The sequence below is a fragment of the Sphingobacterium sp. NPDC055346 genome, from assembly GCF_053645235.1.
Genome location: NZ_JBSHMI010000008.1, coordinates 102,291 through 127,446 on the forward strand (window position 1 = coordinate 102,291; position 25,156 = coordinate 127,446).

The 25,156-nt window shown below is 37.5% G+C and carries 27 protein-coding genes; 19 read left to right on the forward strand and 8 right to left on the reverse strand.

Annotated elements, in window-relative coordinates; translation table 11 throughout:
• Positions 1-49 precede the first annotated feature (49 nt).
• Both trxA and ACWICE_RS16205 read left to right on the forward strand, forming a co-directional pair.
• Positions 50-367 carry a thioredoxin gene (gene trxA, locus ACWICE_RS16200; RefSeq protein WP_093096263.1) on the forward strand — a complete coding sequence of 106 codons (318 nt, stop codon included), beginning with the start codon at positions 50-52 and terminating at the stop codon, positions 365-367.
• A 167-nt stretch (positions 368-534) separates the two neighbouring features.
• Entirely contained in the window at positions 535-708 is a 174-nt protein-coding gene (locus ACWICE_RS16205; RefSeq protein WP_454298787.1) for a hypothetical protein, read from the forward strand.
• On the opposite strand, the gene ACWICE_RS16210 is transcribed toward ACWICE_RS16205, so the two are convergent.
• Both ACWICE_RS16210 and ACWICE_RS16215 read right to left on the reverse strand, forming a co-directional pair.
• On the reverse strand, positions 703-2,571 hold the full coding sequence (locus tag ACWICE_RS16210) for a TonB-dependent receptor plug domain-containing protein (protein WP_454298788.1): 1,869 nt from the start codon (positions 2,569-2,571) through the stop codon (positions 703-705). The two genes, ACWICE_RS16205 and ACWICE_RS16210, sit on opposite strands and share 6 nt — an antisense overlap.
• Positions 2,572-2,623: 52 nt before the next feature.
• A complete protein-coding gene (locus ACWICE_RS16215) occupies positions 2,624-3,481 on the reverse strand; it encodes a zinc dependent phospholipase C family protein (RefSeq protein WP_313259844.1) in 858 nt (285 codons plus the stop codon).
• 194 nt (positions 3,482-3,675) lie between these two features.
• Between ACWICE_RS16215 and ACWICE_RS16220 the strand changes: the two genes are divergently transcribed.
• Genes ACWICE_RS16220 through ACWICE_RS16230 form a run of 3 tightly spaced genes read left to right on the forward strand, consistent with a single transcriptional unit; the run spans position 3,676 to position 6,219 of the window.
• On the forward strand, positions 3,676-4,665 hold the full coding sequence (locus ACWICE_RS16220; RefSeq protein ID WP_454298789.1) for a glycosyltransferase family protein: 990 nt from the start codon (positions 3,676-3,678) through the stop codon (positions 4,663-4,665).
• Positions 4,665-5,339, forward strand: coding sequence for an FKBP-type peptidyl-prolyl cis-trans isomerase (locus ACWICE_RS16225; RefSeq protein WP_454298790.1), 675 nt, complete (start codon positions 4,665-4,667; stop codon positions 5,337-5,339). Before ACWICE_RS16220 ends, ACWICE_RS16225 begins: the two co-directional genes overlap by 1 nt.
• Positions 5,323-6,219, forward strand: a complete 897-nt coding sequence (locus tag ACWICE_RS16230; RefSeq protein WP_454291127.1) for an aldo/keto reductase — start codon at positions 5,323-5,325, stop codon at positions 6,217-6,219. The genes ACWICE_RS16225 and ACWICE_RS16230 overlap by 17 nt, the downstream gene beginning before the upstream one ends.
• Positions 6,220-6,309: 90 nt before the next feature.
• On the opposite strand, the gene kdsB is transcribed toward ACWICE_RS16230, so the two are convergent.
• The 4 genes from kdsB to ACWICE_RS16250 all read right to left on the reverse strand — a co-directional run bounded on the left by kdsB (position 6,310) and on the right by ACWICE_RS16250 (position 9,197).
• On the reverse strand, positions 6,310-7,053 hold the full coding sequence (kdsB, locus tag ACWICE_RS16235) for a 3-deoxy-manno-octulosonate cytidylyltransferase (protein WP_454298791.1): 744 nt from the start codon (positions 7,051-7,053) through the stop codon (positions 6,310-6,312).
• A 44-nt stretch (positions 7,054-7,097) separates the two neighbouring features.
• A complete protein-coding gene (locus tag ACWICE_RS16240; protein ID WP_094256336.1) occupies positions 7,098-7,712 on the reverse strand; it encodes a deoxynucleoside kinase in 615 nt (204 codons plus the stop codon).
• A gap of 3 nt (positions 7,713-7,715) precedes the next feature.
• On the reverse strand, positions 7,716-8,714 hold the full coding sequence (gene trpS, locus ACWICE_RS16245) for a tryptophan--tRNA ligase (RefSeq protein ID WP_454298792.1): 999 nt from the start codon (positions 8,712-8,714) through the stop codon (positions 7,716-7,718).
• Between the two features lie 102 nt (positions 8,715-8,816).
• The gene (locus ACWICE_RS16250; RefSeq protein ID WP_185214378.1) at positions 8,817-9,197 is read right to left on the reverse strand and encodes a hypothetical protein; all 381 of its coding nucleotides are present in this window, start codon (positions 9,195-9,197) and stop codon (positions 8,817-8,819) included.
• 146 nt (positions 9,198-9,343) lie between these two features.
• Here ACWICE_RS16250 and ACWICE_RS16255 point away from each other — a divergent pair, with 146 nt between their 5' ends.
• Both ACWICE_RS16255 and ACWICE_RS16260 read left to right on the forward strand, forming a co-directional pair.
• On the forward strand, positions 9,344-9,739 hold the full coding sequence (locus ACWICE_RS16255; RefSeq protein ID WP_454298793.1) for a hypothetical protein: 396 nt from the start codon (positions 9,344-9,346) through the stop codon (positions 9,737-9,739).
• Between the two features lie 64 nt (positions 9,740-9,803).
• The gene (locus tag ACWICE_RS16260) at positions 9,804-10,592 is read left to right on the forward strand and encodes an SDR family oxidoreductase (protein WP_185216225.1); all 789 of its coding nucleotides are present in this window, start codon (positions 9,804-9,806) and stop codon (positions 10,590-10,592) included.
• Positions 10,593-10,607: 15 nt separating this feature from the next.
• On the opposite strand, the gene ACWICE_RS16265 is transcribed toward ACWICE_RS16260, so the two are convergent.
• Entirely contained in the window at positions 10,608-11,483 is an 876-nt protein-coding gene (locus ACWICE_RS16265; RefSeq protein WP_185216226.1) for a PPK2 family polyphosphate kinase, read from the reverse strand.
• A 197-nt stretch (positions 11,484-11,680) separates the two neighbouring features.
• Between ACWICE_RS16265 and ACWICE_RS16270 the strand changes: the two genes are divergently transcribed.
• From ACWICE_RS16270 to ACWICE_RS16325, 12 genes are all read left to right on the forward strand, one after another.
• Positions 11,681-12,307: a hypothetical protein gene (locus ACWICE_RS16270; protein ID WP_185214382.1), complete on the forward strand. Its 627-nt coding sequence runs from the start codon at positions 11,681-11,683 to the stop codon at positions 12,305-12,307.
• Positions 12,308-12,317: 10 nt separating this feature from the next.
• Entirely contained in the window at positions 12,318-13,028 is a 711-nt protein-coding gene (locus tag ACWICE_RS16275) for a DUF3307 domain-containing protein (RefSeq protein WP_237219460.1), read from the forward strand.
• Between the two features lie 6 nt (positions 13,029-13,034).
• Complete coding sequence (locus ACWICE_RS16280; protein ID WP_313259120.1) at positions 13,035-14,189, forward strand: serine hydrolase domain-containing protein; 1,155 nt, start codon at positions 13,035-13,037, stop codon at positions 14,187-14,189.
• Between the two features lie 130 nt (positions 14,190-14,319).
• Positions 14,320-15,519, forward strand: a complete 1,200-nt coding sequence (fabV, locus tag ACWICE_RS16285; RefSeq protein WP_185214384.1) for an enoyl-ACP reductase FabV — start codon at positions 14,320-14,322, stop codon at positions 15,517-15,519.
• A gap of 400 nt (positions 15,520-15,919) precedes the next feature.
• A complete protein-coding gene (locus tag ACWICE_RS16290) occupies positions 15,920-18,139 on the forward strand; it encodes an ATP-binding protein (protein ID WP_454298794.1) in 2,220 nt (739 codons plus the stop codon).
• Positions 18,140-18,292: 153 nt separating this feature from the next.
• Positions 18,293-20,083, forward strand: a complete 1,791-nt coding sequence (lepA, locus tag ACWICE_RS16295) for a translation elongation factor 4 (RefSeq protein WP_185214386.1) — start codon at positions 18,293-18,295, stop codon at positions 20,081-20,083.
• Between the two features lie 24 nt (positions 20,084-20,107).
• Positions 20,108-20,995 carry a bifunctional 5,10-methylenetetrahydrofolate dehydrogenase/5,10-methenyltetrahydrofolate cyclohydrolase gene (locus ACWICE_RS16300; RefSeq protein ID WP_185216231.1) on the forward strand — a complete coding sequence of 296 codons (888 nt, stop codon included), beginning with the start codon at positions 20,108-20,110 and terminating at the stop codon, positions 20,993-20,995.
• A 125-nt stretch (positions 20,996-21,120) separates the two neighbouring features.
• Positions 21,121-21,714 carry a DUF1003 domain-containing protein gene (locus tag ACWICE_RS16305; RefSeq protein WP_185214388.1) on the forward strand — a complete coding sequence of 198 codons (594 nt, stop codon included), beginning with the start codon at positions 21,121-21,123 and terminating at the stop codon, positions 21,712-21,714.
• Positions 21,715-21,819: 105 nt separating this feature from the next.
• Positions 21,820-22,326, forward strand: coding sequence for a hypothetical protein (locus ACWICE_RS16310; RefSeq protein WP_185214389.1), 507 nt, complete (start codon positions 21,820-21,822; stop codon positions 22,324-22,326).
• A gap of 137 nt (positions 22,327-22,463) precedes the next feature.
• The gene (locus tag ACWICE_RS16315; RefSeq protein WP_313259127.1) at positions 22,464-22,913 is read left to right on the forward strand and encodes a GreA/GreB family elongation factor; all 450 of its coding nucleotides are present in this window, start codon (positions 22,464-22,466) and stop codon (positions 22,911-22,913) included.
• A 247-nt stretch (positions 22,914-23,160) separates the two neighbouring features.
• Positions 23,161-23,652: a BON domain-containing protein gene (locus ACWICE_RS16320; protein ID WP_185214391.1), complete on the forward strand. Its 492-nt coding sequence runs from the start codon at positions 23,161-23,163 to the stop codon at positions 23,650-23,652.
• Between the two features lie 8 nt (positions 23,653-23,660).
• On the forward strand, positions 23,661-24,083 hold the full coding sequence (locus ACWICE_RS16325) for an SH3 domain-containing protein (protein WP_185214392.1): 423 nt from the start codon (positions 23,661-23,663) through the stop codon (positions 24,081-24,083).
• 64 nt (positions 24,084-24,147) lie between these two features.
• Here ACWICE_RS16325 and ACWICE_RS16330 read toward each other — a convergent pair whose 3' ends face one another.
• Positions 24,148-25,155, reverse strand: coding sequence for a WD40/YVTN/BNR-like repeat-containing protein (locus tag ACWICE_RS16330; protein WP_313259129.1), 1,008 nt, complete (start codon positions 25,153-25,155; stop codon positions 24,148-24,150).
• Position 25,156 lies beyond the last annotated feature (1 nt).

The window sequence follows — 25,156 nt, forward strand, 5'->3', positions numbered from 1 at the left end:
CTTATATTTGTGTTCATTTAAATTGTAAAATCATAAAAACATAATCAAAATGGCATTAGAAATTACAGATGGCAACTTTGATGAAGTTGTATTAAAATCAGATAAACCAGTACTAATTGACTTTTGGGCAGAATGGTGTGGCCCATGTCGTATGGTAGGTCCATTGGTGGATGAGATTGCAACGGAGTACGAAGGTAAAGCAGTGGTAGGTAAAGTTAATGTTGATAACAATCCAGATATTTCTGTTCGTTATGGAATCCGTAATATCCCGGCTTTGTTGTTCTTTAAGAATGGTGAGATTGTTGACAAACAAATCGGTGCTGTTCCAAAATCAGTATTGACTGATAAATTAGAGAAACAACTTTAAGACTAGAAAACAAAATAAGGTAGGGCGATTAGAAATAATCGCCCTGTTTTTTGAACCAGGATTAATGGGATAAGAGGATGGGCCAAGATTTGGATTAAAACCAGGATGGAAAGGATGGGAGGATAGGCCAAGATCTGGGTTTGAACCAGGAGGAAAAGGATAAGAGGATGGGCCAAGATCTGGGTCTGAACCAAGATGGAAAGGAAGAGAGGATGGGCCAAGATTATTCCGATGGCATGGTAGCATCTCGGCGGTTATCTAGCCAAGCCGAGGTGCTGGTCGATGAGCATGCCTTCATTCCAAATTTCTCACATCTCATATCTCACATCTCATATCTATAATTTAATGTTATACTTAAATCCCAATGTAGCCCAGCGGCTTGGCATTGGGACTGCTCCAACTTCGATGTATTGTGCATCAAATATATTCTGGATATCGCCGTAGATGGTATACTTAGATTTTTGGAATGCGATGCGGGCATCGGACACAAAATATGAGTTGTTTGAAGTCCTTTCTAGCCAACGATTTGCAGTAATAAAATTCCAATTTCCGGTATGGAAGCTAATGGTTGCGATAGCCTGATGTTTTAAGCTTTCGATTCCGTATTTGATTATGCTGTTCTTGTAATTGTTTACAATAGAAGGGTTTAAATAGCTGTAGGAAAAGTTGAAGTTCAAGCTTTTTCTTTCGGCAATCTGGTAATTGTATAATAGATTGGAAAAGATTCCGTGGGTTTTATTGTTCCCTAAATTATTTGCTTGGTAAGGTACATCCGTACTTTCACGCATCCAATCAATAAAGTTATCGATATCACGATAGAAGTAGCCCGCCCTTATACTGAGGTCCCCTTTAGAATAGGAAGTTCCGATTTCGTTTTGCCAAGCATTTTCACTTTTTAGATCTGGATTTCCAATATTTCCGGGTCTTTGGTTTAGATACAGGTCTGTAAAGGTTGGGATCCTTTGGCTGGTCCCACTGCTTGCCGAAATCTTCCAGTTGTCATTGATCAGGTAACTGATATCTAGTCCAGGGAATACCTGCCAATCGTAATCAGAATTGTAATTGATATAGGCTCCTAGGTTGAAAATAAACTTCCTAAAATAGGTTGAACGGAATTCAGTGAAAAATCCAAGGTTATTGCGACTATGATTTCCAATGTTGGAGCTATTGATCTTTTCATGTCTTGATTCAATCCCTAATCCCAAATCACCGTATTTAAATTGTCTGTATGCATTTAATTCACCTGAGAGGCTATGTGTGTAGTGATGGCTTCTTCCTTTGCTCAAATCATCTTTAAAGTATCTATAATCATCATCATTATAGCGGTAATTGATCCTAGGATTCAGGTACCAGTTTTCGTTCAGCTGGTGTTGAGAGGAAATACTTGATAAAAATGTCTCTACCAACTCTTCTGAATTTTTATCCCCAGGTGCTGCATAATAACCATTTGCACCAAATCTGTTATTCATATAGCCAGCCATCATTTGGATTCTGTTGTCCGAATTTATGACTAGGTTGTTTTGATAATAGATTTTTTCGTTATCAGAACCAGTATTATATCGCTGTCCATTGCTATGCTCTTTACTGGCATATAATTGATGTTGGTTGCTTTTATTATAAAAAGTTCCTCCAACCTGAATACCTGTTCCATAGTAGATGCCATCCTTATCCGTTTCTTCCACTTTGTCAAAAGAAGTCCCTGCATATAGATGGGTATATACTGAATTATGTTCCACTTGTTTGGTTACAATATTGACAGCTCCGGTAAGGGCATTGATTCCATACATCCTGGAGGCAGGCCCACGGAGGATTTCAATTCTTTCGATTGCTTCTAATGGAATAGGGATATTGAGCATGTGGTGACCTGTCTGTGGATCAGATAATTTAACACCATTGATCAATACCAGCGTTTGGTCGAAACTACCACCATCGATGCCGATATCAGCTTGGGTTCCGAAAGGACCACGCTGACGGATATCTACGCCAGACACGTACCTTAAGACCTCATTGATACTTGTACTTGGTAATTTCTTAAGGTCCTTTTGCGTCAAGACCTGGATATTGCGGCTATGTTGATTGAAAGGAATCTGAAATCTGTTTTCCTGAATGATGACCTCTGAGATTTTGGTCGTATCATTCAAACTTTGTGTAAAGGCGAATGTAGGTATAGAACAAAAAAGGAATAATAACTTTTTGGTTGACATTTTAATTAAATTTTTGCCAAAATTAGTTAAAATGTTTAGTTGAACGAATATTCTAATGCCATTCTTCTCGACCTTTAGGGATATGATTGATCTTAAGGTCTATACTATCAATTTTGTTTTCTAGGATTTGAGTGTTGGCAAGGTCAGGCTGTCCTGCATCCACCCAAGCTGTAAACCATATTGAGCCGATGGCATGGATTGATTTTTTCATTCGTCGCATGACCATACCATTTAACTGATTATGATAATTTGTGACATAGAAGTCGGAGTAGTTTGTTTGTAATTGTTGACCTCGCTGGATAAAGGATCGATGTAGGACTTTTGGAAGTTTATTTGACAAATCCTTTTCAACTTTTAATACGGAATCGAGGAGGGAATGACTTTCAAGGACTGCCTGCCACGCAAAACCCAGAACATCATCAATATAGACCGCCGGTCCGACATATAAACTATACTTGTTGCTATATCTTTCAGGCAATCGGGTTTCCCATAGGGCATGGATTCCAATCTGGTCTGTTAACTGTCCGTTATAATTACTGCTGGTATGTAATGGAACATGGGCATCAGCTACATAATGACCTAAATCAGCAGAGATCTTAATAATTCGGTCAATATCCTTTTCGAAGAAGGCTTTTTTTAATTGACGATATGACTTCTCGATTTGCCAAGGAACAATTCCACGGCTGATCAAATATTTTTCCTGATATTTTTCCTTTGCTTTATTCCATGGGATCTGGATAGAATCGTGCTGATCCCAACGATCCAGATCAATAAAGTGACGTGGTGACTCCGCTGGGTCAATGTAAACCCTTTTATCGGCATTGATGGCATACTCACGGATTTGATAGTGATGTTTCTTATAAAAGACACTGAGATCAGCAGGGAGGGTGAAAATGGCATTTTGATTCATCAATTTATGCGGTTTAAAACCCCATGCAGATAGGATAAGGATAATAATTCCTGAGATGAACAAAATACAACATTGTTTCATGTTGGTTAGTAGAGATTTATCGAAATATAATAATTTTAAGTTAAGATATATAAGATTTTGTCGAAACATGTTAACTGAAATTTGTTACTTTGCTGAAGTCAAATACTGATTCGATGAAAATATTATATGCTGTTCAAGGGACTGGAAATGGGCATTTATGTCGAGCTATCGATATTATTCCATGTCTTCGGGAATACGGTCAGGTCGATGTTCTAATCAGTGGCATACAAGCCGATATCGATTTGCCATTTGAAGTCAAATATCGATACCATGGATTGAGCTTTATTTTTGGCAAGTCTGGTGGTGTAGACCTTTGGAAGACCTTTATGAGTTCAACGGTCCGGAAATTTGTCAAGGAAGTGAATTCTGTTCCAGTGGAAGACTATGATTTGGTAATCAATGATTTTGAACCCATTTCTGCTTGGGGATGTTATTTTAAGGATAAGAACTGTATTGGACTAAGTCATCAGATTGGTGCTTTTGATCCTTCAAGTCCTAAACCTGAGGAATCGGACATGTTGGGGAAATTCATCATGAAGAATTATGCTCCATCGAATATTTCCTATGGTTTTCACTTTAAGTCCTATGCATCCCATATCTTCACTCCAGTAATCAGGCAGTCAGTAAGAGAATTGGAACCTAAGGATCTTGGGCATTATACGGTATATTTACCTTCTTATGATGATTCCCATTTATTAAAGCACCTATCACGTTTTACGGATGTAAAATGGGAGGTTTTTTCGAAACATAACAAGAAGCCATTTAGACTAAAGAATGTGTCCATCAATCCTATCAATTCGGATGCTTTTGTACAGAGTATGGCAGAATCTTCAGGCGTTTTATGTGGTGCAGGATTTGAAACTCCTGCGGAAGCCCTATATTTAGGGAAGAAATTATTGGTAATTCCAATGAAGAACCAATATGAGCAACATTTAAATGCAGCATCTCTGGAGGAAATTGGCGTACCTGTGATCAAAAGTCTAAAGAAGAAATCTGAGTTGGACATTGAATCTTGGTTAAATGCAAAATCTAAGGTAAACGTGGATTACCAAGACTGTACGGCAGAGATAATCGATAAAATAATAAAAAACCATAAACCATAATGAAGTACATTTTAGGAATCTTTTTTTGTTTAGCAATAAGTTCGCAAAGTCAGGCACAGGCCTTATCAAATGCCAATGATTCTTTGTCTTATGCTTTAGGCCAAGACTTAGGATCATATATCAAAAGGATGGATCTGCCTATCAATAAGGCGAAATTGTTACAAGCAATAGGAAATGTGCTGGAAGGTAAGGATCCATTATTTAAGGATGAAGACCGAGAGCAGATAATCCGTGATGGATTACAGAAGATCCAGGACGAAAAGAGTGCAGGATTAAAGAAATCTGCGGAAGAATTCTTGACAAAAAATAAAAGCAAAGTTGGAGTAAAGGTGACTCCTGAGGGAGTGCAATATGAAGTCCTAAAAGAGGGAACAGGATTGAACCCTTCATTGACCGATACGGTAAAGGTTCATTATATTGGAAAGGTCCATACTGGAGAAACCTTTGATAATTCCTATGAACGTGGTGAGCCATTGGACCTTGAATTGGATAATGTAATCGAAGGATGGAAAATCGGTATCCCCTTGATGAAAAAAGGAGCAAAATATAGATTTTTCATTCCTTATAATTTAGGCTATGGAGAACGTGGCAGTGGTCCAATTCCTCCATACAGTACCTTGATCTTTGATGTGGAACTATTGGATATAAAATCCCCAAATGAGAATGCAATATAATAACTTAGGTAAATCGGAATTAAAGATATCTGAAATTGGACTTGGCGCGATGTCGTTGGTGCAAGGTCATGATGGAACGAATTCTTATATTATCAAGCATGCGCAAGAGCTTGGTATCAATTACCTCGATACATCGGACCTTTATGACAAAGGGAAGAATGAGGAATTGATAGGCAGGTTGCTTGAAGGAAATCGTGATAAATGGATTTTAGCATCTAAAGTCGGGAATAAGTGGAAAGAGGATGGAAGTGGCTGGGATTGGGCGCCAAGTAAGGCCTATATCTTAAAATCTGTTGATGAATCTTTAAGTCGTCTAAGGACTGATTACCTCGATCTTTATCAATTACATGGAGGTACCATTGAGGATCCATTTGATGAAATAGTTGAAGCCTTCGAATTATTGGTTCAGCAGGGAAAGATCCGCTATTACGGTATTTCATCCATTAGACCAAAGGTGTTCCTAAATTATGCCAAGAATAGCCATATTGTTTCCGATATGATGCAGTACAGTATCTTTGATCGGAGGCCAGAGGCGTATTTTCAGGAACTTGCGGATAGTGGAATTTCTGTATTAGCTCGTGGTACTGTTGCCCAAGGGTTATTGTTAAAAAAAGCTGCCCAGAAATACTTGAGCTATTCCGTTCATGAAGTTCTGGAGATCCAACGTGAAATATCAGAGATAGCAAATAAATTAGGTGTGAATAATTTGGCACTTGCTTTAAAATATCCATTATTACATCATCCTGTAGCCTGCAGTGTACTCGGGATAAGGACTAGGGAGCAAATTAATTCGTTGGACCTGGTTGTTGACGAAATGAATAAGATTAAATTACAGGACTATCAGGAATTGTTGGCTAATATGCCCGAAGTTAGTTATTAAAGGAATTTTATACTTCTGATCTAATAGAAAGGGCAGGAGGAATAGAGATTTAGGATAAAGGTCAAGAATAAATCTTGACCTTATTTTTTATTATTTGCTGAAATATTTTTTGAGGATATCCTGTAGATCTTCGGGGCTATCGATGGCATCGTTAATATGGGTAGATACCGCAGTTTGGATCCTGTAGCCATTATCTAACCAGCGGAGCTGTTCCAAAGATTCTGTCGTTTCAAGTTTAGATATAGGTAACCTGGCTAATTCCTTTAAAGTTTCAACCTTAAAACCATAGATGCCAATATGATTGTAATAGGTTTCTTTGGAGAGCCATTCTTTGATGTCAGCACCTCTCATATAGGGGATTGCCTGCCTAGAGAAATACAATGCTTCGCTTTTTTGGTTTAATACCACCTTCGGCTTATTTACATTTTCCAGATCCGTAAGTTCTTGAATCGGACGGACAAGGGTTGCAATTTCTACTTCAGGTCTTTGGAAGCAGGAAACCAGTAAATCAATCTGTTGAGGATCAATAAAAGGTTCATCACCTTGAATATTGATGGCGATATCAAAACCCGAGATGTTATTGATGACCTCAGCACAACGATCAGTACCAGATTGGTGTTCTTTTTTAGTCATGACGACATTGCCCGCAAAACTTTTCACATGGTCGAATATCCTTTGGTCATCCGTAGCGACAACAACTTCGCTGAGTGAGGCGGCATGTTTTACTTGGTTGTAAACACGCTGGATCATGGTCATTCCGGCGATATCCACCAGCGGTTTTCCGGGAAATCTTGTTGAATCGTATCGAGCAGGTATTATTCCAATTACTTTCATAGATTAAAAATAAGAAAAGCCGAAGAATATCGGCTTTTTAGTTCTTAAAATAAACCGAAGAGTTCGGCTTCTATTTTTTGGATAATTTTTCCGAGATCTTCCTGATTATTGGCAAAATCCAGATTATCCTTATCTAGAATCAATAGTTTTCCTTCAGAATAATTATTGATCCATTTTTCGTATTTCTCGTTCAGCTTAGAAAGATAATCCAAACGTATTCCAGATTCGTAGTCACGGCCTCTTTTTTGGATATTGTTTACCAAAGTAGGTACGGATGCACGAAGGTAGATCAAAAGATCTGGTGGTTTGATGTAGTTAACAATGCTTTGAAAAATATCGGAATAGTTTTCAAAATCGCGGGCACTCATCAAGCCCATATCATATAAGTTTTCTGCAAAGATGTAAGCATCCTCATAGATGGTCCTATCTTGGATCATGTTGATCTCTCTATTCTGTAGATCCACAATATGGCGGAATCTAGAATTTAGGAAGAAAATCTGCAGGTTAAAGGCCCATCGTTTCATATCGCTATAGAAATCCTCTAGGTAAGGGTTATTCTCTACGGCTTCAAATTGAGGCTCAAAGTTAAGGTGTTTGGCAAGTAATTCTGTTAAGGTTGTTTTACCAGCTCCAATATTTCCAACAATTGCTATATGCATATTCTAATACAATTTTTTTAAACCGATAATTTCACGAACTTCTTTCATTGTTTTTTGGGCACTTGCCTGGGCTTTTTCAGCGCCCATTTTTATGACTTTGGCAATGTAAGCATCATCCTCACTGATTTCTTGGATTCGTGCTCTCACTTCACTGGTGGCATTTACCATATCTTCAGCAAGTTGTTTTTTGAAATCACCGTAGCGGATTTCGGCTTTATTATATAATCCATCGAAGTGTTGAACGGTATCAGCAGTAGATACGACATTCATCAAATCGAAGAGGTTTTGTACAGCTTCAGGTTTTACTTGGTTCTGTTCCGTAGGACCAGCATCGGTTACCGCACGCATAATCTTTTTACGGATTACTTCCTCGGCGTCGGAAAGATAGATACAATCGGCTTCACCGTTTGATTTTCCCATTTTACCTTGGCCAGATAGTCCTGGGATCTTGATGAGCTTGTCTGCATAACTGAATGCAAATGCTTCTTTGAAATAATCTACCTCATACAGACGGTTGAACCTGTTTGAAAAGGTCCTGGTCATTTCCAGATGTTGTTCTTGATCTTTTCCTACAGGCACTTTAGTTCCGTGGTGGATCAAGATATCACAGGCCATAAGGACAGGATATGTCAATAGACCTGCATTGACATTATTAGGGTTTGCTCTAACCTTATCCTTAAATGCTGTAGATCTTTCCAGTTCACCTAAATAGGCGTTCATATTCATGTATAGATAGAGTTCAGCAACTTCAGGTACATCAGATTGAACGTATATAGTTGATTTTTCGGGGTCTAATCCAGCGGCAAGGTATTCTACCACCACATTGCGTACAGTTTCTTTGAGGCCATGTGGAGTAGGATGAGTCGTTAAAGAGTGTAAATCTGCAATAAAAAAGAAGCAATTGTATTCGTCTTGCATTTTGACGAAATTTTTCAATGCCCCATAATAATTTCCAAGGTGTAATTTTCCGGTACTTCTAATACCACTAACAACGGTTTCCATATAACTGCGAAGTTACATAAAAAACAGGAAAATTGATACAGCTAGTACGGATGATAAACGGGGTTTATCGGAATTCAACCGAAGGCATTGAAAATTGCTATCCTAATAAATATGAGGGTTTTCCAGCAGGTCGGTAACATAACCCAATACTTCAACTTCCAAGGCTCCATCTTCCAGCATGGAAAAAGTAAGGTAAGCCGCATAGATTTCACACGAAAAGGTGACATGTTTATCCGATACAATGGTGTCGATGACGCCCTCACGGACATCAATCCCTAAATGTTCCAGTTCGTTGTGTAGGTTGGTTGAAATACTATCATGATCTTCTCCAGAAGCAAATCCAACAATGATATGTAGGATCAGTTTATCAAACAATTCTGGATTCATATTTCTGAATTTATTGGCATATAAATCAGCATCAAAACGACTTTTCGCACTTGAGACGATTTTGTCCCAAATTAGGTACTCAGTTTTAGTTTGCATAATAGAAGTTTATAAATTGTTAAAGGTAAATATAACTAATTATCTCTTTTAATACAACGTCACAAAGTCGTTAATCTTATGATGTTTATGCAAACAATTGGGAAGTTTGGTTGGTTTTAAGGATAGGTTTTAAATAAATATTTATTATGAATTCAGAAGAAAACAAAAAACAAAATAAGGTGAATGATGATGACCAAGGACCTAAAGATCCAAAGGACTTGGCCTATAATAAAGAAGATGCCTCCTACGAATTTGATGTCAATGATAATGATCCAGATTGGGACCACCCTTCGGACTATGATAGCATCAGCGAAGGCGCTGCGGATGATGACTCTACTTATGACTCTTCGAATCCCTATGTAGGTGAAGAATATGCCCCATTAGATGAACTTCAGGAGGAAAATCTAGAGGATAACAATATGCATGTCGAAGGGGAGAGCATTGTACGAGTATCCAGAGAAGATGAAGAGCTGTCGAGAGATGCTGAAGATGAGCGCGATGATTTGGATGAAGAAGGCTATCCTAAATATGAAGGCGATTAATTCCTATTCACTGGGTCGGTTTTTCTTATTGAATGGCTATATTTAGGCTTTCAAAAATTTTGATATGCAAATTGATTTAACAGGTAAAAAGGCCTTAGTTGGTGGTGCTACTTCGGGAATCGGGAAAGCAATTGCCATGGAATTGGCGGCATGTGGAGCTGAAGTCACCCTGATGTCCAGGAATGAGGATAAGTTAAAGGAAGTTTTGATGGAACTTTCGGCGGTAAATGGCCAGAAACATGGTTATCTGCAAACCGACTTTATGGACTTTGAGCAGCACCAAGCCAATTTATCGGCTTATTTTAATGCGCATCAGGTAGATATCCTGGTGAACAATACCAATGGACCAGCAGCAGGAGATGTCTCCCATAAAAATATCGGAGATTATCAGCAGGCCTTTGATCTGTTGTTCAAAAACGCTGTTTATACCTCTGAATTAGCCTTGAAAGGTATGCGTTCTTCAGGTTTTGGACGTATTATCAATGTTTCCTCCCTGACCGTGAAAGAACCTCAGGATAGCCTAGTGCTTTCCAATACGATGCGGGTCGCCTTAGTCAGTTGGAGTAAATCACTTTCAAAAGCGGTTGCTGCAGATGGAATTACAGTCAATTCCATTTTGACAGGTTATTTTGCAACGGATAGACTTTATGACCTGATGAATAATCAGGCAAAAAATGAGGGAGTTTCCTTAGAGACGATTGAAAAGCGACGGATTGAAAGTATGCCCATCAAACGATTGGGTAAACCGGAAGAATATGGTTATTTAGCAGCTTTCTTAGCTTCTCCTTATGCCAACTTCTTGACTGGGGCCTCCATTCCATTGGATGGCGGTCTTTCCAATGTCGTCTTTTAGATAAACGGTTGGAAGCTATTCGGCTTCCAACTGTTCTTTATATTTTTTCTTGTGTTCTTCGATCTCTTCTGGCATATCAGGATATTTGATATCCTTATATGTTGAAAGTACTTCGTAAATAATCTTTGCGACCAAGAATCTACTGATTGGTTTAGAATCTGAAGGAATAACATACCAAGGTGCATGTTTTTTGCTGGTATTCTTGATGGCATCCTCATAGCATTCCATATATTTACTCCACAGTGCTCTTTCCTTTAAGTCTCCAGGAGAGAATTTCCAGTTTTTTTCTTCTTCCTCCAATCGGCTCAGAAGTCTGTCACGTTGTTCCTCCTTGCTGACATTCAAAAAGAACTTGAAGACAATCATACCATTTTGTGTCAATCGTTCTTCAAAGTTGTTGATTTGCTGGAAGCGCATTTCCCAAAAATCATCTGGTAAATTTTGAGGATCAGTGATATGAGGAATCCTTTCGTTCAGAAGGTATTCAGGGTGTACCCTTGTTACCAATACATTTTCGTAATGGGTCCGATTGAATACCGTGAATTTCCCTTTTTCTGGCAACTTGATTTCGTGTCGCCATAAATAATCATGTTGTAGTTCGATTTCTGTTGGTGTTTTGAAGCTTTCAACAACTACCCCGCGTACATTCATTTCCTTGAAGACTTCTCGAATCAAGGAATCTTTACCAGAAGTATCCATCCCTTGCAGACAAATTAAAACTGAATATCGGTCATCTGCATACATTTTGTCCTGAAGAGCAGCTATTTTCTTTCTTAATTCCTTTAATTCAAGCTTTGCGTCATCCTTTGTTATCTCATCTTTTATACTGGTGGGATGTTCATTTAGTTTGAAATTGCTTTTTGCCGTTAGCCTTTTTGCATAGTTTCCCATAAGCTTTATTTTGTTGAACACAATTTAATAAATAATTGTTTAATCTACGTTTTGCCCTAGGGTCAATAATTTATTATCCAATGAGCTGATAAATAAAATTATCATTTATTTCAGTGATAATTAAAAATATCATCATTTTTAATGATAAATTTGTTTATCATTTATTTTGATGATAATAAGAAATATCATTATATTGGATGATTAATAAAAAGACAGCCATGAGTTACCATGTCATATTAACAGGAGATGTAGTGCATTCAAGGTCGCATGATGCGAAAGAATGGCTTCCGAGGTTAGAGCGGGGCATCAAGAAACATGCACTGACCTATGATATTTTTCGTGGGGATAGTTTTCAGGCCGAAGTGCCTATTGAGGCCTGCTTTCAAGCGATATTTTATTTAAAGTCAGAAATGAGGCAATTGGAAGGAATGGATATCCGAATAGGAATAGGAGTGGGGAAGGTTGATTTCATTGATAAAGATATAAAGAAGTCGAGCGGAGAGGCTTTTGTTTTTTCAGGTCAATCCTTGGATAGCCTGACTAAGGAAAGTTTGGAATTCAAATCGCAATGGAAGGATCTGGATGAGCGCTTGAATTTAATATTAACTTTGACAACCCGCTTAACGGACCAATGGACTCCCAATATGGCTGAAACAGTTCAGGCAGCAATGGACTATCCCAATGCCAACCAGACTGAATTGACGAAGATCATCGGGAGAAAGCACCAGAGCCAAGTGAGTACAGAACTTAGTAAAGCGAATTATTCCAAGATGAACCAAGTAATCGATTATTGCACAAAAGATTTAAAGGCCTATGTTAATTGATCTGCTTAAAATGTTGATATCCCACATTTTAGGGGATTTTGTTTTTCAGCCGAAATCGTGGGTTGATAAACGTAGGACACATATTCAATATTTGTTTTATCATGTTGCGGTGCATGCAGGTCTATTGATATTATTTTTTATCAATGATCTGGGCAATAAATGGCAAAGTATCCTTTTCCTGGTTGCGGCACATTTAGCTATCGACAGCCTAAAAATAGGTTGGGAACAAAAATGGCCCTCGAATCCTGTCCGAATTTTCCTGGTAGACCAAGCCTTGCATATAGCGAGTATTTTTGCTGTCTATTATTTTAATAATATGGCTGCCTTCCAGGATATTTTAACAAATATGAACTGGAACCATGTGCTGCTCTATACCATAGCCATATTGTTGATCGTATTTGTAATACCAATTGTGATCCGTGTGTTTTTCAGCAAGTGGAATAAGGAAGTTGAGTTCAACAGTAAGCGAAAAGAAACCTTATTTGATGCCGGGACCATTATTGGAATCTTGGAAAGAGCAATGATATTGGGCTTTGTGCTGCTTGGCTTGAATGAGGGGATTGGGTTTTTGCTGGCAGCTAAATCAATATTTAGGTTCGGGGACCTAACGAATGCGAAGGATACAAAATTTACGGAGTATGTACTGATCGGAACTTTGTTAAGTTTTGGACTTGGTATGTTGGTCGCATTTGGCTTAAAATATCTACTAACAATAATATAATCTACTATGAAAATAAATCTAAAAAGGTTCAAGAGCCTATTTTGTCTATTTGCTGCGGTCTCTATGAGCACTGGCGCCATGGCGCAAAGTGCTTCATTTGAATCTGACCTTAAAAAAATAACGGATAAATATGATGCCGTAGGCTTGGCCATTGTGGTTGTAAAAAATGGAAAACCTGTTTATGAAAAGGCTTTTGGCTATAAGGACCTAGAAACAAAAGCTCCATTAACCACAAATGATCTATTCAGGATTGCATCTATTTCCAAATCGTTCAGTTCTACGGCAATTATGCAACTTGTAGAACAAGGAAAGGTTTCGTTAGATGATGATATCAGTGATCTGGCTGGATTTAAAATAAGAAATCCTAAATTTCCGGACACCAAAATAACATTGGAAATGATGCTATCACATCGTTCCAGTTTAAATGATTATAATGGTTATTTTACTTTTGATGTTCTAGATACCACAAAGAACAAAGAATGGGAGAAATCCTATAACAGTTATGAACCAGGAACCGATTATGAATACTGTAACTTGAACTTCAATATCATTGGGGCGGTATTGGAGAGATTAACTGAAATTCGATTTGATAACTATATCAAACAACAAATACTGAATCCATTAAAATTGGATGCGGGATATTGCGTAGACTCATTGGACCAAAGTCGATTTGCAAAATTGTATGATAAAATAGATGGTGAATATGATGAACAAAGTGCTGCTTACTATCCAAGATCTGAGGAGATCAGGAATTATAAGATGGGAGTGAGTACACCTGTTTTTTCACCAACTGGGGGAATGAAGATCTCGGCACATGATCTAGGGAAATATATGCAGATGCATATGAACTATGGGAAATTAGGTAAGAAGCGAATCATCAGCAAAGCAAGTTCGCAAAAAATGCAAAAGGGCTTATCTCCAAAGGAAAATTATGGCTTAGCATTATTGGAAACCTATCAATTAATTCCTGGGGAACATATGATCGGACATACAGGATCGGCCTATGGCCTTTATAGCAACATGTTTTTTGAGCCTAAGAAAAAGTTCGGTTTTGTTGTGATAACCAATGGTTGCATTCCAACGATTGATCGAAATGAAGATATTGTAATGTCGAAAGAAGTTATTAACTTACTCTATCAAGATTTCATAAAAAAACAGTAACGAGTGCCATTAACCTTCTGAGCATTAGGTTGCAAGGTCCACAAAAGGATTAAAGGGGGATATTTTGGGGCAGTTTACTTGAAAAATTAACTACTTTTGTAAAAATTATTCAAATTGAGAATTTAGCAATATGATTATTCAACCAAGAACTAGAGGTTTTATCTGCTTGACAGCGCATCCAGAAGGAGCGGCAGAGAATATCAAAAACCAAATCGATTACGTAAAATCTAAAGGCGAGATTAAAAACGGGCCTAAAAAGGTATTGGTAATCGGTGCATCTACCGGATTTGGGATTGCTTCACGCATCAGTGCTGCATTCGGTTCAGGAGCAGCAACTATCGGAGTGTTTTTTGAAAAACCAGCATCTGAAGGCAAATTAGGTACTGCAGGTTGGTACAATAGCGCTGCTTTTGAGAAAGAAGCTCATGCTGCTGGCTTATATGCAAAAAGTATCAATGGCGATGCTTTCTCGGATGAGATCAAAGCGCAAACCATTGAATTAATCAAAAAAGATCTTGGACAGGTTGACTTGGTTGTCTATTCTCTGGCATCCCCACGTCGTACACATCCAAAAACTGGAGTTCAACATGCTTCAGTATTAAAGCCAATCGATCAGGCATTTACCAATAAAACAGTTGATTTCCATTCTGGTGTTGTTTCAGATATCAGTATTCAACCAGTTGATTCAGATGATGATATCAAAAATACTGTTGCTGTAATGGGTGGTGAAGATTGGAAATTCTGGATTGAAGACCTTAAAGCTGCAGGAGTCTTAGCAGAAGGCGTAAAAACCGTTGCATATTCTTATATCGGCCCTGAATTGACTTATCCTATCTATAGAAATGGTACAATCGGTCGTGCTAAAGATGATTTGGAAGGAACTGTTCCAACCATCAATGAAATTTTGAAAGATTTGCACGGTATCTCATATGTTTCTGTAAACAAAGCATTGGTTACACAATCTAGTTCTGCAATTCCAGTGGTTCCTTTGTATATTTCATTATTGTATAAAGTGATGAAGGAAAAAGGAATCCATGAGGGAACAATCGAGCAGATGCAAAGATTGTTTGCTGAAAGATTATACAATAATGTAGAAACTCCTTTGGATGAAAAAGGCAGGATCCGTGTTGACGATCTTGAAATGAGAGCAGATGTTCAAGAAGAGGTAGCAAAACTTTGGGAACAGGCAACAACGGAAAACTTAGAAGAGATCTCTGATATCGTTGGTTACCGTAATGATTTCTTCCAACTATTTGGTTTCAACTTTGATAATATCGATTACGATAAAGATACTAGTGAATTGGTACAAGTGCCTAGTTTGGCAGAATAATCCAACCTCATTTAGAAATATTCGGGAGTTGTCTTTTGGCAACTCCTTTTTTATTATGCAATAGTCTCCTGCAAAGAATTCAATGCTATGAATTCTTTTGAGTATTCATTTAGTAATTCAATAATTAGGTAGATTTTCAGCATTGTTTATGGAATGAGAACTTTTGAACTTGAGTGTTTTATTTAATGAATTCATATTCATTCCATACTTCCGATAACCTGTTGGAAATAAACAATTAAGGAGTTTGAATTGAAAGGTTGTTATTTATTGATACTCAATATCAATAAAAATATAGTTTGAATATATTTAAACTTGATTTCTTTTTTCTAATTTTAACTGCTGTTTGAAAAACATCTGGCCAAACCAGGAAAAAAGTACAAACTAACTATGAATTAATTAAATGGATAATCGGATTATTCTTGAGGAAGAACAATTGAATCTCAGTGAAGGGATTCAGGAGTTCGGTTATTTATTGATTGTTGATTTAGACTATAACCTCATTGCAGGTAGTGAGAACTGTGATGTTTGGTTAAGCAATCCTGTTTCCACTTATCTTGGAATTAATTTATGGGAGATATTAACTGCATATTTTTCGAAATACGTAGTCAGTATAAAAATTGCGGTTGATCAAGTTATTAATGAAACCAATGAACGGGTTTTATTGGAATTGGTCATCCAAGGAGAACCATATTATCTAAATATCTATTTATTCAATAACAACATCTATTTAGAGTTTGAAAAGAAATTTGAGGACTCGAATGTTTTTTTTCCAAAGTTTGAAATTGTAGATAAGCTATTAAGTGAAAGCAAAGGAAAGATCTGGAAGGTAGTCAGTTCTTATATTTCGAAGATTTCTGGATTTGATCGGGTAAGGGTTTTTCAATATGTCGGTGATGGAGATGGCTATGTATTGGCGGAAAGTATTGAGAATTCAGACTTGGAAAAAATATTAGGCTGTTATTATCCTGATATGGATATTTTTAAGCATGCTAAAAACATTCATTCGGTCAATTTCCACCGCTATACCGCTCAGGTCAATGGTAAAACCATAAAGATCGTAACTAAAGATAATTTTAAGCCCAATCTATCACAGACAAATATCAGGATGATTTCTCCGATCCATGCAAATTATCTCATTCGCGATGGAGTCAATTCAAACCTTAGTGTATCCTTGCAGATTGATGGAAAGATTTGGGGATATATTTTTTGTCAAAGTAAAAAGGGAAAGAAAATAAACCTCTTAAAACGGGAGGCCATGGTGTACTTTATTCAAATGGCTATTTACCGTTATGAAGAGGAACAAAAGAATAAGATCAAGGACTTTCAGGATGATATTAGGAATTTTGAGCTTCAGCTGAAGGAAAAGTTAATCCTGAAAAATAACCTTGCTGAAGCTTTAATGAGTTTGGATAAAGAGCTCTGCTATTATGCCAAAGCAGATGCTATGCTTATTTTGATTAATGGTAAGCTTTATACCTACAATATCTCCATTGGTTTTGATAAAGTATTAGATATTAAAGGACTTATTTCCAGAGTATCAAAGGATTCAATCTTCTTTGATGCTGAGTTTATATTAAATCATGGTGAAGAGTTAGGGTTGGATTCAGAACGATTTGTCGGCTTAGCTGCGCTTAAAGTTGAGTTGGAGGAGAATTGCAGTGTGCTTTGGTTTAGGAAGGAGAAAGTGTTCAAGAGGAAGTGGGTAGCCAAACCCGAATCTAGGATCAAAATGAACCTACCGAATGATTCATTTGAAAGGGAAGAACATCCTGTCCTCGATATTTGGCATCAAACTACCGTTGGGATCTGCGACCCTTGGCGCGATAATGAGATTTATTTTATTAAGCGGTTAAGGAATCTGATCATCCAGAGCAATAAGAATTTTTCTCAAGAAATCGTAAAGCTGAACAAAGAGGTGATCGACCTGAATAGGGCACTGGATAACTATGCCCATACGGTGAGCCATGATCTTAAAAACCCTTTATCAGCAATTAACCTCTCTACCCAGATGCTCCTTCAACGACCGGAAATGACAAATGACCTGAAACTGAAGATGCTGAAGAACACGAAAGAGGCCGTGGAAGTCATTTCTGAACTGCTGAAGAGTATTCATGATTTTTCTAAGGTGAAAGACTATCAGTACAGTATGGAACCAGTGTATGTGGAAGAATTCCTGAAGCAAATTGTGAACTTCAGTCAATTGCGCTATAATGCCCTTGGAACTGAAGTGATATATGGTAATATTCTTCCAGTTTATGGTGAAAGAAGTATTGTATACCAATTGTTCCAGAATTTAATAGGGAATGCCATTAAATATAGTGCAAAAGTAGAAAAGCCCGTTGTAACCATTTCTTCTAGCCTCAAGCATGAATTTGTCCGTTATACCATCCAAGATAACGGTATAGGGATCGCGAAGGAGGAGTTGAGTACCATTTATGATTCCTTTAAGCGGATGTCCAATGCCAATAGTTATGAGGGAACAGGCTTAGGCCTGACCATTGTAAAGCGGATTGCCGACCGACTCCATATTACAATCGAGGTGGAAAGTGAAATAGGAAAAGGAACATGTTTCCATCTGTTGTTCCCGAAAGAGGTTTTCATACTTCCTTCTCAATCCTAGTCAAAAGCAAATTCTTTAATCCCAGTAAATTCCGGTATTGCTAAAAATATGGGGTAAATGTTTCAATTATTCGGAAATAGATGATTTTAATAGCTAAAAAGCTCACTTAAAAAAATTATATTTGCGAATTAAATTGAAGGCATAATAACCTATATGAAGCATATACGCAATTTTTGTATTATCGCACATATCGACCACGGGAAAAGTACTTTGGCCGATAGATTATTAGAGTATACCAATACCATCACCCAACGTGAGGCGCAAGCACAATTGTTGGACAATATGGACTTGGAACGTGAAAGAGGGATTACGATTAAGAGCCATGCAATCCAAATGGAGTATACCAAAGATGGACAAACGTATGTGTTAAATCTGATTGACACCCCGGGTCACGTCGATTTTTCATATGAAGTTTCTAGATCGATTGCTGCCTGTGAAGGTGCTTTGTTGATCGTAGATGCTTCTCAAGGTATACAGGCACAGACTATTTCCAACCTATACTTAGCCTTAGAGCATGATCTTGAAATTATCCCCATCTTGAACAAGATGGATTTACCAGGAGCTATGCCGGAGGAAGTAAAAGATCAGATCGTTGAATTGATCGGTGGAAAGAGAGAAGAAATTATCCCTGCCTCCGGTAAAACCGGAATGGGTATTCCTGATATCCTAACTGCTATCATTGAGCGTATCCCTGCGCCGGTTGGCGATCCTGAAGCTCCATTACAAGCCTTGATCTTTGACTCCGTATTCAACTCTTTCAGAGGGATTATGGCCTATTTCAAAGTTGAAAATGGTGAGATCAGAAAAGGAGACCGTGTAAAGTTTGTTGCTACGGGCAAAGAATATATCGCTGATGAGGTTGGTACCTTGAAGCTAAACCAGGTGCCTAAGGAAGTAATTAAGACCGGAGATGTAGGTTATATTATTTCTGGGATCAAAGAAGCTAGAGAGGTAAAAGTAGGGGATACCATCACGAAGAAGGATCGTCCTTGTGCCCAAGCTATCCAAGGGTTTGAGGAAGTTAAGCCCATGGTATTTGCGGGTATCTATCCTGTAGATACGGAAGATTATGAAGAGCTAAGGGAGTCAATGCACCGTTTGCAGTTAAATGACGCTTCGTTGGTGTTTGAACCTGAATCTTCAGCTGCATTAGGTTTTGGTTTCCGTTGTGGTTTCTTAGGAATGCTGCACATGGAAATCATCCAAGAACGCTTGGAACGTGAGTTCGATATGACAGTTATTACTACTGTGCCGAACGTATCTTACCTAGCTTACCTGTCAAAAAATCATGAGGAGATCGTAGTCCACAATCCTTCGGATCTTCCTGATCCAAGTAAATTGGACAGTATCGAGGAACCCTATATTAAAGCAAATATCATTACAAAGGCTGAGTTTGTTGGTCCTGTAATGTCCCTTTGTATTCAGAAACGCGGTACGATTGTGAACCAATCTTATTTGACATCTGATCGTGTAGAATTGGTGTTTGAAATGCCAATGGGAGAGATCGTTTTTGATTTCTATGATAAGTTAAAGACTATCTCTAAAGGATATGCATCATTCGATTATCATCAAATCGGTTATAGACAATCGGACTTGGTGAAATTGGATATCCGTTTGAATGATGAACCCGTGGATGCATTATCTTCATTGATACACAGAAGCAATGCTTATGATTTTGGTAAGAAGATCTGTGAGAAATTGAAGGAACTTTTACCGAGACAGCAGTTTGAAATCCGTATTCAAGCTTCTATTGGAGCAAAGATCATTGCGAGGGAAACCATTTCTGCATTGCGTAAGGATGTAACTGCAAAATGTTATGGTGGTGATATTTCGCGTAAGCGTAAGTTGTTGGAAAAACAGAAGAAAGGTAAAAAACGTATGCGTCAGGTTGGAAACGTAGAGATTCCACAATCAGCATTTATGGCGGTTCTGAAATTAGATTAAGAAAATCAACCTATAAAATATATCATGAATTTACTGGACGGTAAGGAAGTATCAACCAAAGTTAAAGAAGACATCAAAAGAGAGGCTGCAGAGCTTACTGCGAAGTTAGGCCGCAAACCTCATTTGGTAGCTATTTTAGTTGGAAACGATGGTGGTAGTGAAACCTATGTTGCGAGCAAGATGAGAAATTGTGAGCAAGTTGGTTTCGACTCGACCAATCTTCGTTATGATACGGATATCACTGAAAAAGAATTGTTGGAAAAGATCAATGAGATCAATGCAGATGAATCGATTGATGGATTGATCGTTCAATTGCCTTTACCTAAACATATTGATCCTGAAAAAGTTACTGAAGCTATCGATTACCGCAAAGATGTTGATGGGTTCCATCCAATCAATCTAGGTAGAATGCAACGTAATCTACCTTGTTTTATTCCTGCTACTCCTTATGGCATCATGTTGATGTTGGAACATTACGGAATTGATACAGCTGGTAAAAAGGCAGTCATTGTTGGAAGGAGCAATATCGTTGGCTCCCCTATGAGTATCCTTTTGGCAAGAAATTCTAATCCAGGAAATTGTACAGTTACCCTGACACATAGTAGGACAAAAGACTTGAAAGCTGAGGTTTTGCAAGGTGACATCGTGGTTGCAGCCATTGGCAAAAAGAATTTTGTAACTGCGGATATGGTAAAAGAAGGTGCTATTGTTATCGATGTGGGAATCAATAGGGAGAATTCGACCGAAACAAAATCAGGATTTAAACTTTATGGTGATGTGGATTTTGAGCATGTTGCTCCGAAATCTTCTTGGATAACGCCAGTACCGGGAGGTGTCGGATTAATGACCATTATTGGTTTATTAAAGAACACCCTAGAGGCTGCAAAAGGAACAGTGTATCCCAAAGCTTAAAAAATATTGAATTGAAATATGTTTATTTAAAGCTCCCAATTTTGGGGGCTTTTTTTGATTAATTTCCAACTATTTGAATTCTCCATGGTTTTAGTCCATATATTTGATTACTTATTTTATTAACCATGGCTAAACTTGATCAAGTAAAGAATAAGGATATTTTGGAAATGATCAACCAAAATGATGAAAACCTAAAAAAGCTTCATGAAATCGTTCGAAAATCATTTGAGGAAGAAAAATTAATCGTTGATAACCTAATTAATCCTACAGATGAATACCTAAATAGGGGGCAACTTATTTCTGATAAGGTAGCACGATTTGGAGGCAGCTGGTCTTTTATTTTAATATTTACAGGGATTTTGATCGTTTGGATATTGTTCAATACGCTCATGATCAAGCAAGACCGATTTGACCCTTATCCTTTTATTTTGATGAATTTAGTCTTGTCCTGTTTGGCTGCCCTACAGGCTCCAATCATTATGATGAGCCAAAACCGACAGGAGGAAAAGGATAGAAAACGGGCTGAGAATGACTATCTGGTAAACCTAAAGGCTGAATTAGAAATCAGGAGTTTGCATAAGAAAATAGATGTACTATTAGAGGAAGAGGTTAAACAGCTATTTGATTCGCAGGTGAACCATTTAAAATTGCTGAAACAACTCTCGGATCATGTTGACCGCTTGGAAAAGGAGTTGAAAAACAAAAATGTCCAGCCATAGTGTGAATGGCTGCCATATTTTTCAAAAAATTGGTATAAATATTGCAAAGTGCAATCAGTATATAATTATAACAATAAACTATTATTACACAAACAAATTAGAAACATGAAAAAAATCGCAGTATTAGCAGCAGTTGCATGTGCACTTTCCTTGTCAGCATGTAACAATAATTCATCTATGGATAAAAACAATGATGGAGATACTTCAATCGGTGAGAAATTAGATCATTCAATTGAAACTACAAATGAATCAATTGATGAAATGAAAGCAAATGCAGATGCTGAATTGGCAAAAGCTGAAGAAAATGTAAAAAAAGCACAAGCTGATTTAGATGCAGCAGTAAAAAGTGGCGATAAAAAGGCTGAAGAAGCTGCTCAAAAAGCATTAGATGATGCAAAATCAGCATGGGAAAAAACAAAAGAAGCAGCGAAAAAAGCTGGTGATAAAATTGAAGAAGGTGTAAACAATGCAGTAGATGCTACAAAAGAAGCTGGTCAAAAAACTGGCGAAGCTATCGATAACACCGCAGAAAAAGTAGGTGATAAAACAAAAGAATTATCTGACGACGCCAAAAGAAAAGCAGAAAACGTTAAAAAAGCTTTAGAAAACTAATAAAATCCATTTATAGAATGGTTATTAAGTTTTTAATTGAAAGCGCCAATAGTATTGGCGCTTTTTTTATTTTGATTTTACGAGAGCCTCCTAGAAATTCTATTTATTGCTGTATATTGTTGGTTTAACAATAAAAAATGAATTGGAATAAAGAAGAAGTTGTCGCATACTGCTTTGATAAATGCAAAAATAGGGTAGAAGAGATAAAATCAGCCATGGATTCAGCGCAAGATGCTATCCTGAATGATACTAAAAGTAGTATGGGGGATAAATATGAAACATCCAGGGAAATGGCCCAACAGGAAATAAGTCGCTTGCAAAATCAGCTGAAACAGGCTGAAATTGACCTGGATAAAATCAATGGATTAGACTTAAATCCCTCGGAATTGGTGAGAATGGGTAGCATTGTTCAAACAGACCAATTTGATTACTTTATTGCGATCTCTATTGGCGCAGTTAAAATTAAGGAGAAGACCCTTATGGTCATTTCTAAAGAGTCACCTATTGGGAGCATCTTGTTTGGGAAAAAGGTAAATGAATCAATTCAGTTCAATAATAAAACAATTATCATCAATAAAATTTATTAGGATATATATAACGAAGATCTAACGAGCTTATGGCTCGTTTTTTTTTGTTTGTAAAATAAGTGGTTATGTTACAATGGTTTTAAATGGAGAGGTGATTGTAAATGCAGTTTTCAGTAATGAGAAACAGAAAGTTGAAGAATTTGTATAGATTGATTTACAATAAATGAAAAAAATAATTGTCAAAACTTTTTAGGAGTAATTTTTGTTTAGATTTAAGTATTATTTACCAATAAAAACAAGGTGATTTATGAATCTTAAAAAAATCTTAACTATTGCATTGGTTTCCGGAACCCTGATGACCGGAACAATCGCTTGTAAGTCCAAAATATCGGACGCCGACTTGAAAGCAAAAGTAGAAACAGCTGTACAGGCTAATCCTGGAATTACCGTTGATGTGAAAGATGGAGTGGTTACTCTAAACGGAACGGCAAATTCAGAAGATGAGAAAGTGCAGATCGAAAATGCTGCAAAAGCTGCTGATAGCAAAGCTGTAAAGTCTGTACAAAACAATATCGTAGTGAATACGATGCCTCCTGTTGAAATCAATACCAATGATGCTGACTTAACTTCAAAAGTAGCCGATTTTACCAAAGACTTTCCTTCGGTAAAAACCGCTGTATCTGACGGAGTTATTACGGTAACTGGTGAATTGGAACAAGCACGTGTACAAGCTCTGAAAATGGGTCTGGATGCATTGAATCCGAAGAAAGTAGACATGAGTGGTTTAACTGTTAAATAGAAAATAATATGAGTTTACAATCGAAATATCAAGTTTTAATTGATACTGCAAAGGCTTCAGGAATGACAGATTTGGCTATCGCAGAACAAGATGGTGTTTTGCATGTTCAAGGTACTGCACCAAATGCAGATGTAAAAAATAAATTGTGGGATATCTACAATCAAATTGACCCTAATTTCCTAAGTGGTGATGTGGTCATGAATGTTGATGTATCATCTGCTGTAGCAGGTTCTCAAGTACGTGTAATTACGGAAAGTAGCAATTTGAATATCCGTAAAGGTCCAGGAACGGATCAACCAATCGTAGGTAAAGCTGCGAAGGATGAAATCATTACTTTAATTAGCCGTGCCAATGATCAATGGTGGTTGGTAAGAACCAAAGATGGTGAAGAAGGATATTGCTATGCGCAATATTTGGAGCCCGTAAGCTAAAAGGAAAATTGAACATATAAAAAGCCCGATATCATTTATCGGGCTTTGATTTTTAATAATCTTTCTATAAAGTCAATCCGACAACATTTCCACTACTTCCTGCTAAATAAATAAGCTTTTTATTGAAAGAAACGGCAATGACATTAAAACTTTCAGTCGAAATATTTTCCCATGTCTTTCCTCCATCTTTGGAAATATCAGTTCCCGATGTTCCTGTAGCAACCAATATTTCAGGACTAATGTATTTTACGGACGATCGATATCCATGAACTGGAATTTCAGGTTTATCCCATGATAATCCAGCATTATGGGTCAGAAGAATGTTATTGCTGTTGTCCTTATCTGAGGTATAGTTTCCACCTACAACAACACCAACACGCTCATTGAGGAAATCAATGGAAAATATTCCAGTACTGGCAGAACCAGACCAGATAGGAACATCCTGAACGTCCAACTTTCTTTCCTTTTCACTTCTTTTCATCAAACTTGAATAGGTGCCTCCAGTACCAATATATAACCAATCATTGATGACCTGAAGAGAAGACCCACTTGCTGCAAATGCCGCTTCCCCGGGCTCCGCAAACAAATGAATTTCTTCAGTCACATCTGTCCAAGTCTTGCCTTTATTGTCACTCTTCAGCAATTGAAATTGTCCATTGATGGGATCTCCTAATATATAACCTGTTTTTCCCTTGAAGTCCATTCCATCTAAAAAGATAGCAGGATCCTCATTCTTATATGTTTCTGTCCAAGTTTTCCCAGCATCTTTCGTATGTAGTACTACTGCAGGTGCTCCTGCGCTGACAATAACTGCTTCTTTGGCACTGAAAACCTCAATATCCCTGAAATCAAATTTTTCATATCCTTTCGGCGAAATCCATTCCCAGTTTTTGCCGGAATCAATAGATCTTCCAACCATTCCATTGCTTCCACTTACCCATACAACCTTATTTTTATAGGTTTCCAACCCCCTAAAACTAGCCTTGTTACCAGAAGTTAGGGTTTGAAAGGATTGGGAATAAGCTTGAAAGGCGAAAAGACAAACTGCAGAAAATAGAAAATATCTTTTCATA

What these genes read in the sequence shown, in the direction of transcription:
- ACWICE_RS16225 (WP_454298790.1), top strand. Translation starts at nt 4,665, where the DNA reads ATGAAGTACATTTTAGGAATCTTTTTTTGTTTAGCAATAAGTTCGCAA.
- ACWICE_RS16265 (WP_185216226.1), bottom strand. Translation starts at nt 11,483, where the DNA reads ATGGGAAACTATGCAAAAAGGCTAACGGCAAAAAGCAATTTCAAACTA.
- lepA (WP_185214386.1), top strand. Translation starts at nt 18,293, where the DNA reads ATGAAGCATATACGCAATTTTTGTATTATCGCACATATCGACCACGGG.
- ACWICE_RS16255 (WP_454298793.1), top strand. Translation starts at nt 9,344, where the DNA reads ATGAATTCAGAAGAAAACAAAAAACAAAATAAGGTGAATGATGATGAC.
- ACWICE_RS16310 (WP_185214389.1), top strand. Translation starts at nt 21,820, where the DNA reads ATGAAAAAAATCGCAGTATTAGCAGCAGTTGCATGTGCACTTTCCTTG.
- ACWICE_RS16270 (WP_185214382.1), top strand. Translation starts at nt 11,681, where the DNA reads ATGATTAATAAAAAGACAGCCATGAGTTACCATGTCATATTAACAGGA.
- ACWICE_RS16320 (WP_185214391.1), top strand. Translation starts at nt 23,161, where the DNA reads ATGAATCTTAAAAAAATCTTAACTATTGCATTGGTTTCCGGAACCCTG.
- ACWICE_RS16240 (WP_094256336.1), bottom strand. Translation starts at nt 7,712, where the DNA reads ATGCATATAGCAATTGTTGGAAATATTGGAGCTGGTAAAACAACCTTA.
- ACWICE_RS16230 (WP_454291127.1), top strand. Translation starts at nt 5,323, where the DNA reads ATGAGAATGCAATATAATAACTTAGGTAAATCGGAATTAAAGATATCT.
- ACWICE_RS16280 (WP_313259120.1), top strand. Translation starts at nt 13,035, where the DNA reads ATGAAAATAAATCTAAAAAGGTTCAAGAGCCTATTTTGTCTATTTGCT.
- ACWICE_RS16220 (WP_454298789.1), top strand. Translation starts at nt 3,676, where the DNA reads ATGAAAATATTATATGCTGTTCAAGGGACTGGAAATGGGCATTTATGT.
- ACWICE_RS16275 (WP_237219460.1), top strand. Translation starts at nt 12,318, where the DNA reads ATGTTGATATCCCACATTTTAGGGGATTTTGTTTTTCAGCCGAAATCG.
- ACWICE_RS16325 (WP_185214392.1), top strand. Translation starts at nt 23,661, where the DNA reads ATGAGTTTACAATCGAAATATCAAGTTTTAATTGATACTGCAAAGGCT.
- ACWICE_RS16330 (WP_313259129.1), bottom strand. Translation starts at nt 25,155, where the DNA reads ATGAAAAGATATTTTCTATTTTCTGCAGTTTGTCTTTTCGCCTTTCAA.
- kdsB (WP_454298791.1), bottom strand. Translation starts at nt 7,053, where the DNA reads ATGAAAGTAATTGGAATAATACCTGCTCGATACGATTCAACAAGATTT.
- ACWICE_RS16260 (WP_185216225.1), top strand. Translation starts at nt 9,804, where the DNA reads ATGCAAATTGATTTAACAGGTAAAAAGGCCTTAGTTGGTGGTGCTACT.
- fabV (WP_185214384.1), top strand. Translation starts at nt 14,320, where the DNA reads ATGATTATTCAACCAAGAACTAGAGGTTTTATCTGCTTGACAGCGCAT.
- ACWICE_RS16315 (WP_313259127.1), top strand. Translation starts at nt 22,464, where the DNA reads ATGAATTGGAATAAAGAAGAAGTTGTCGCATACTGCTTTGATAAATGC.
- ACWICE_RS16305 (WP_185214388.1), top strand. Translation starts at nt 21,121, where the DNA reads ATGGCTAAACTTGATCAAGTAAAGAATAAGGATATTTTGGAAATGATC.
- ACWICE_RS16215 (WP_313259844.1), bottom strand. Translation starts at nt 3,481, where the DNA reads ATGAATCAAAATGCCATTTTCACCCTCCCTGCTGATCTCAGTGTCTTT.
- ACWICE_RS16210 (WP_454298788.1), bottom strand. Translation starts at nt 2,571, where the DNA reads ATGTCAACCAAAAAGTTATTATTCCTTTTTTGTTCTATACCTACATTC.
- ACWICE_RS16250 (WP_185214378.1), bottom strand. Translation starts at nt 9,197, where the DNA reads ATGCAAACTAAAACTGAGTACCTAATTTGGGACAAAATCGTCTCAAGT.
- trxA (WP_093096263.1), top strand. Translation starts at nt 50, where the DNA reads ATGGCATTAGAAATTACAGATGGCAACTTTGATGAAGTTGTATTAAAA.
- ACWICE_RS16290 (WP_454298794.1), top strand. Translation starts at nt 15,920, where the DNA reads ATGGATAATCGGATTATTCTTGAGGAAGAACAATTGAATCTCAGTGAA.
- ACWICE_RS16300 (WP_185216231.1), top strand. Translation starts at nt 20,108, where the DNA reads ATGAATTTACTGGACGGTAAGGAAGTATCAACCAAAGTTAAAGAAGAC.
- trpS (WP_454298792.1), bottom strand. Translation starts at nt 8,714, where the DNA reads ATGGAAACCGTTGTTAGTGGTATTAGAAGTACCGGAAAATTACACCTT.
- ACWICE_RS16205 (WP_454298787.1), top strand. Translation starts at nt 535, where the DNA reads ATGGGCCAAGATCTGGGTCTGAACCAAGATGGAAAGGAAGAGAGGATG.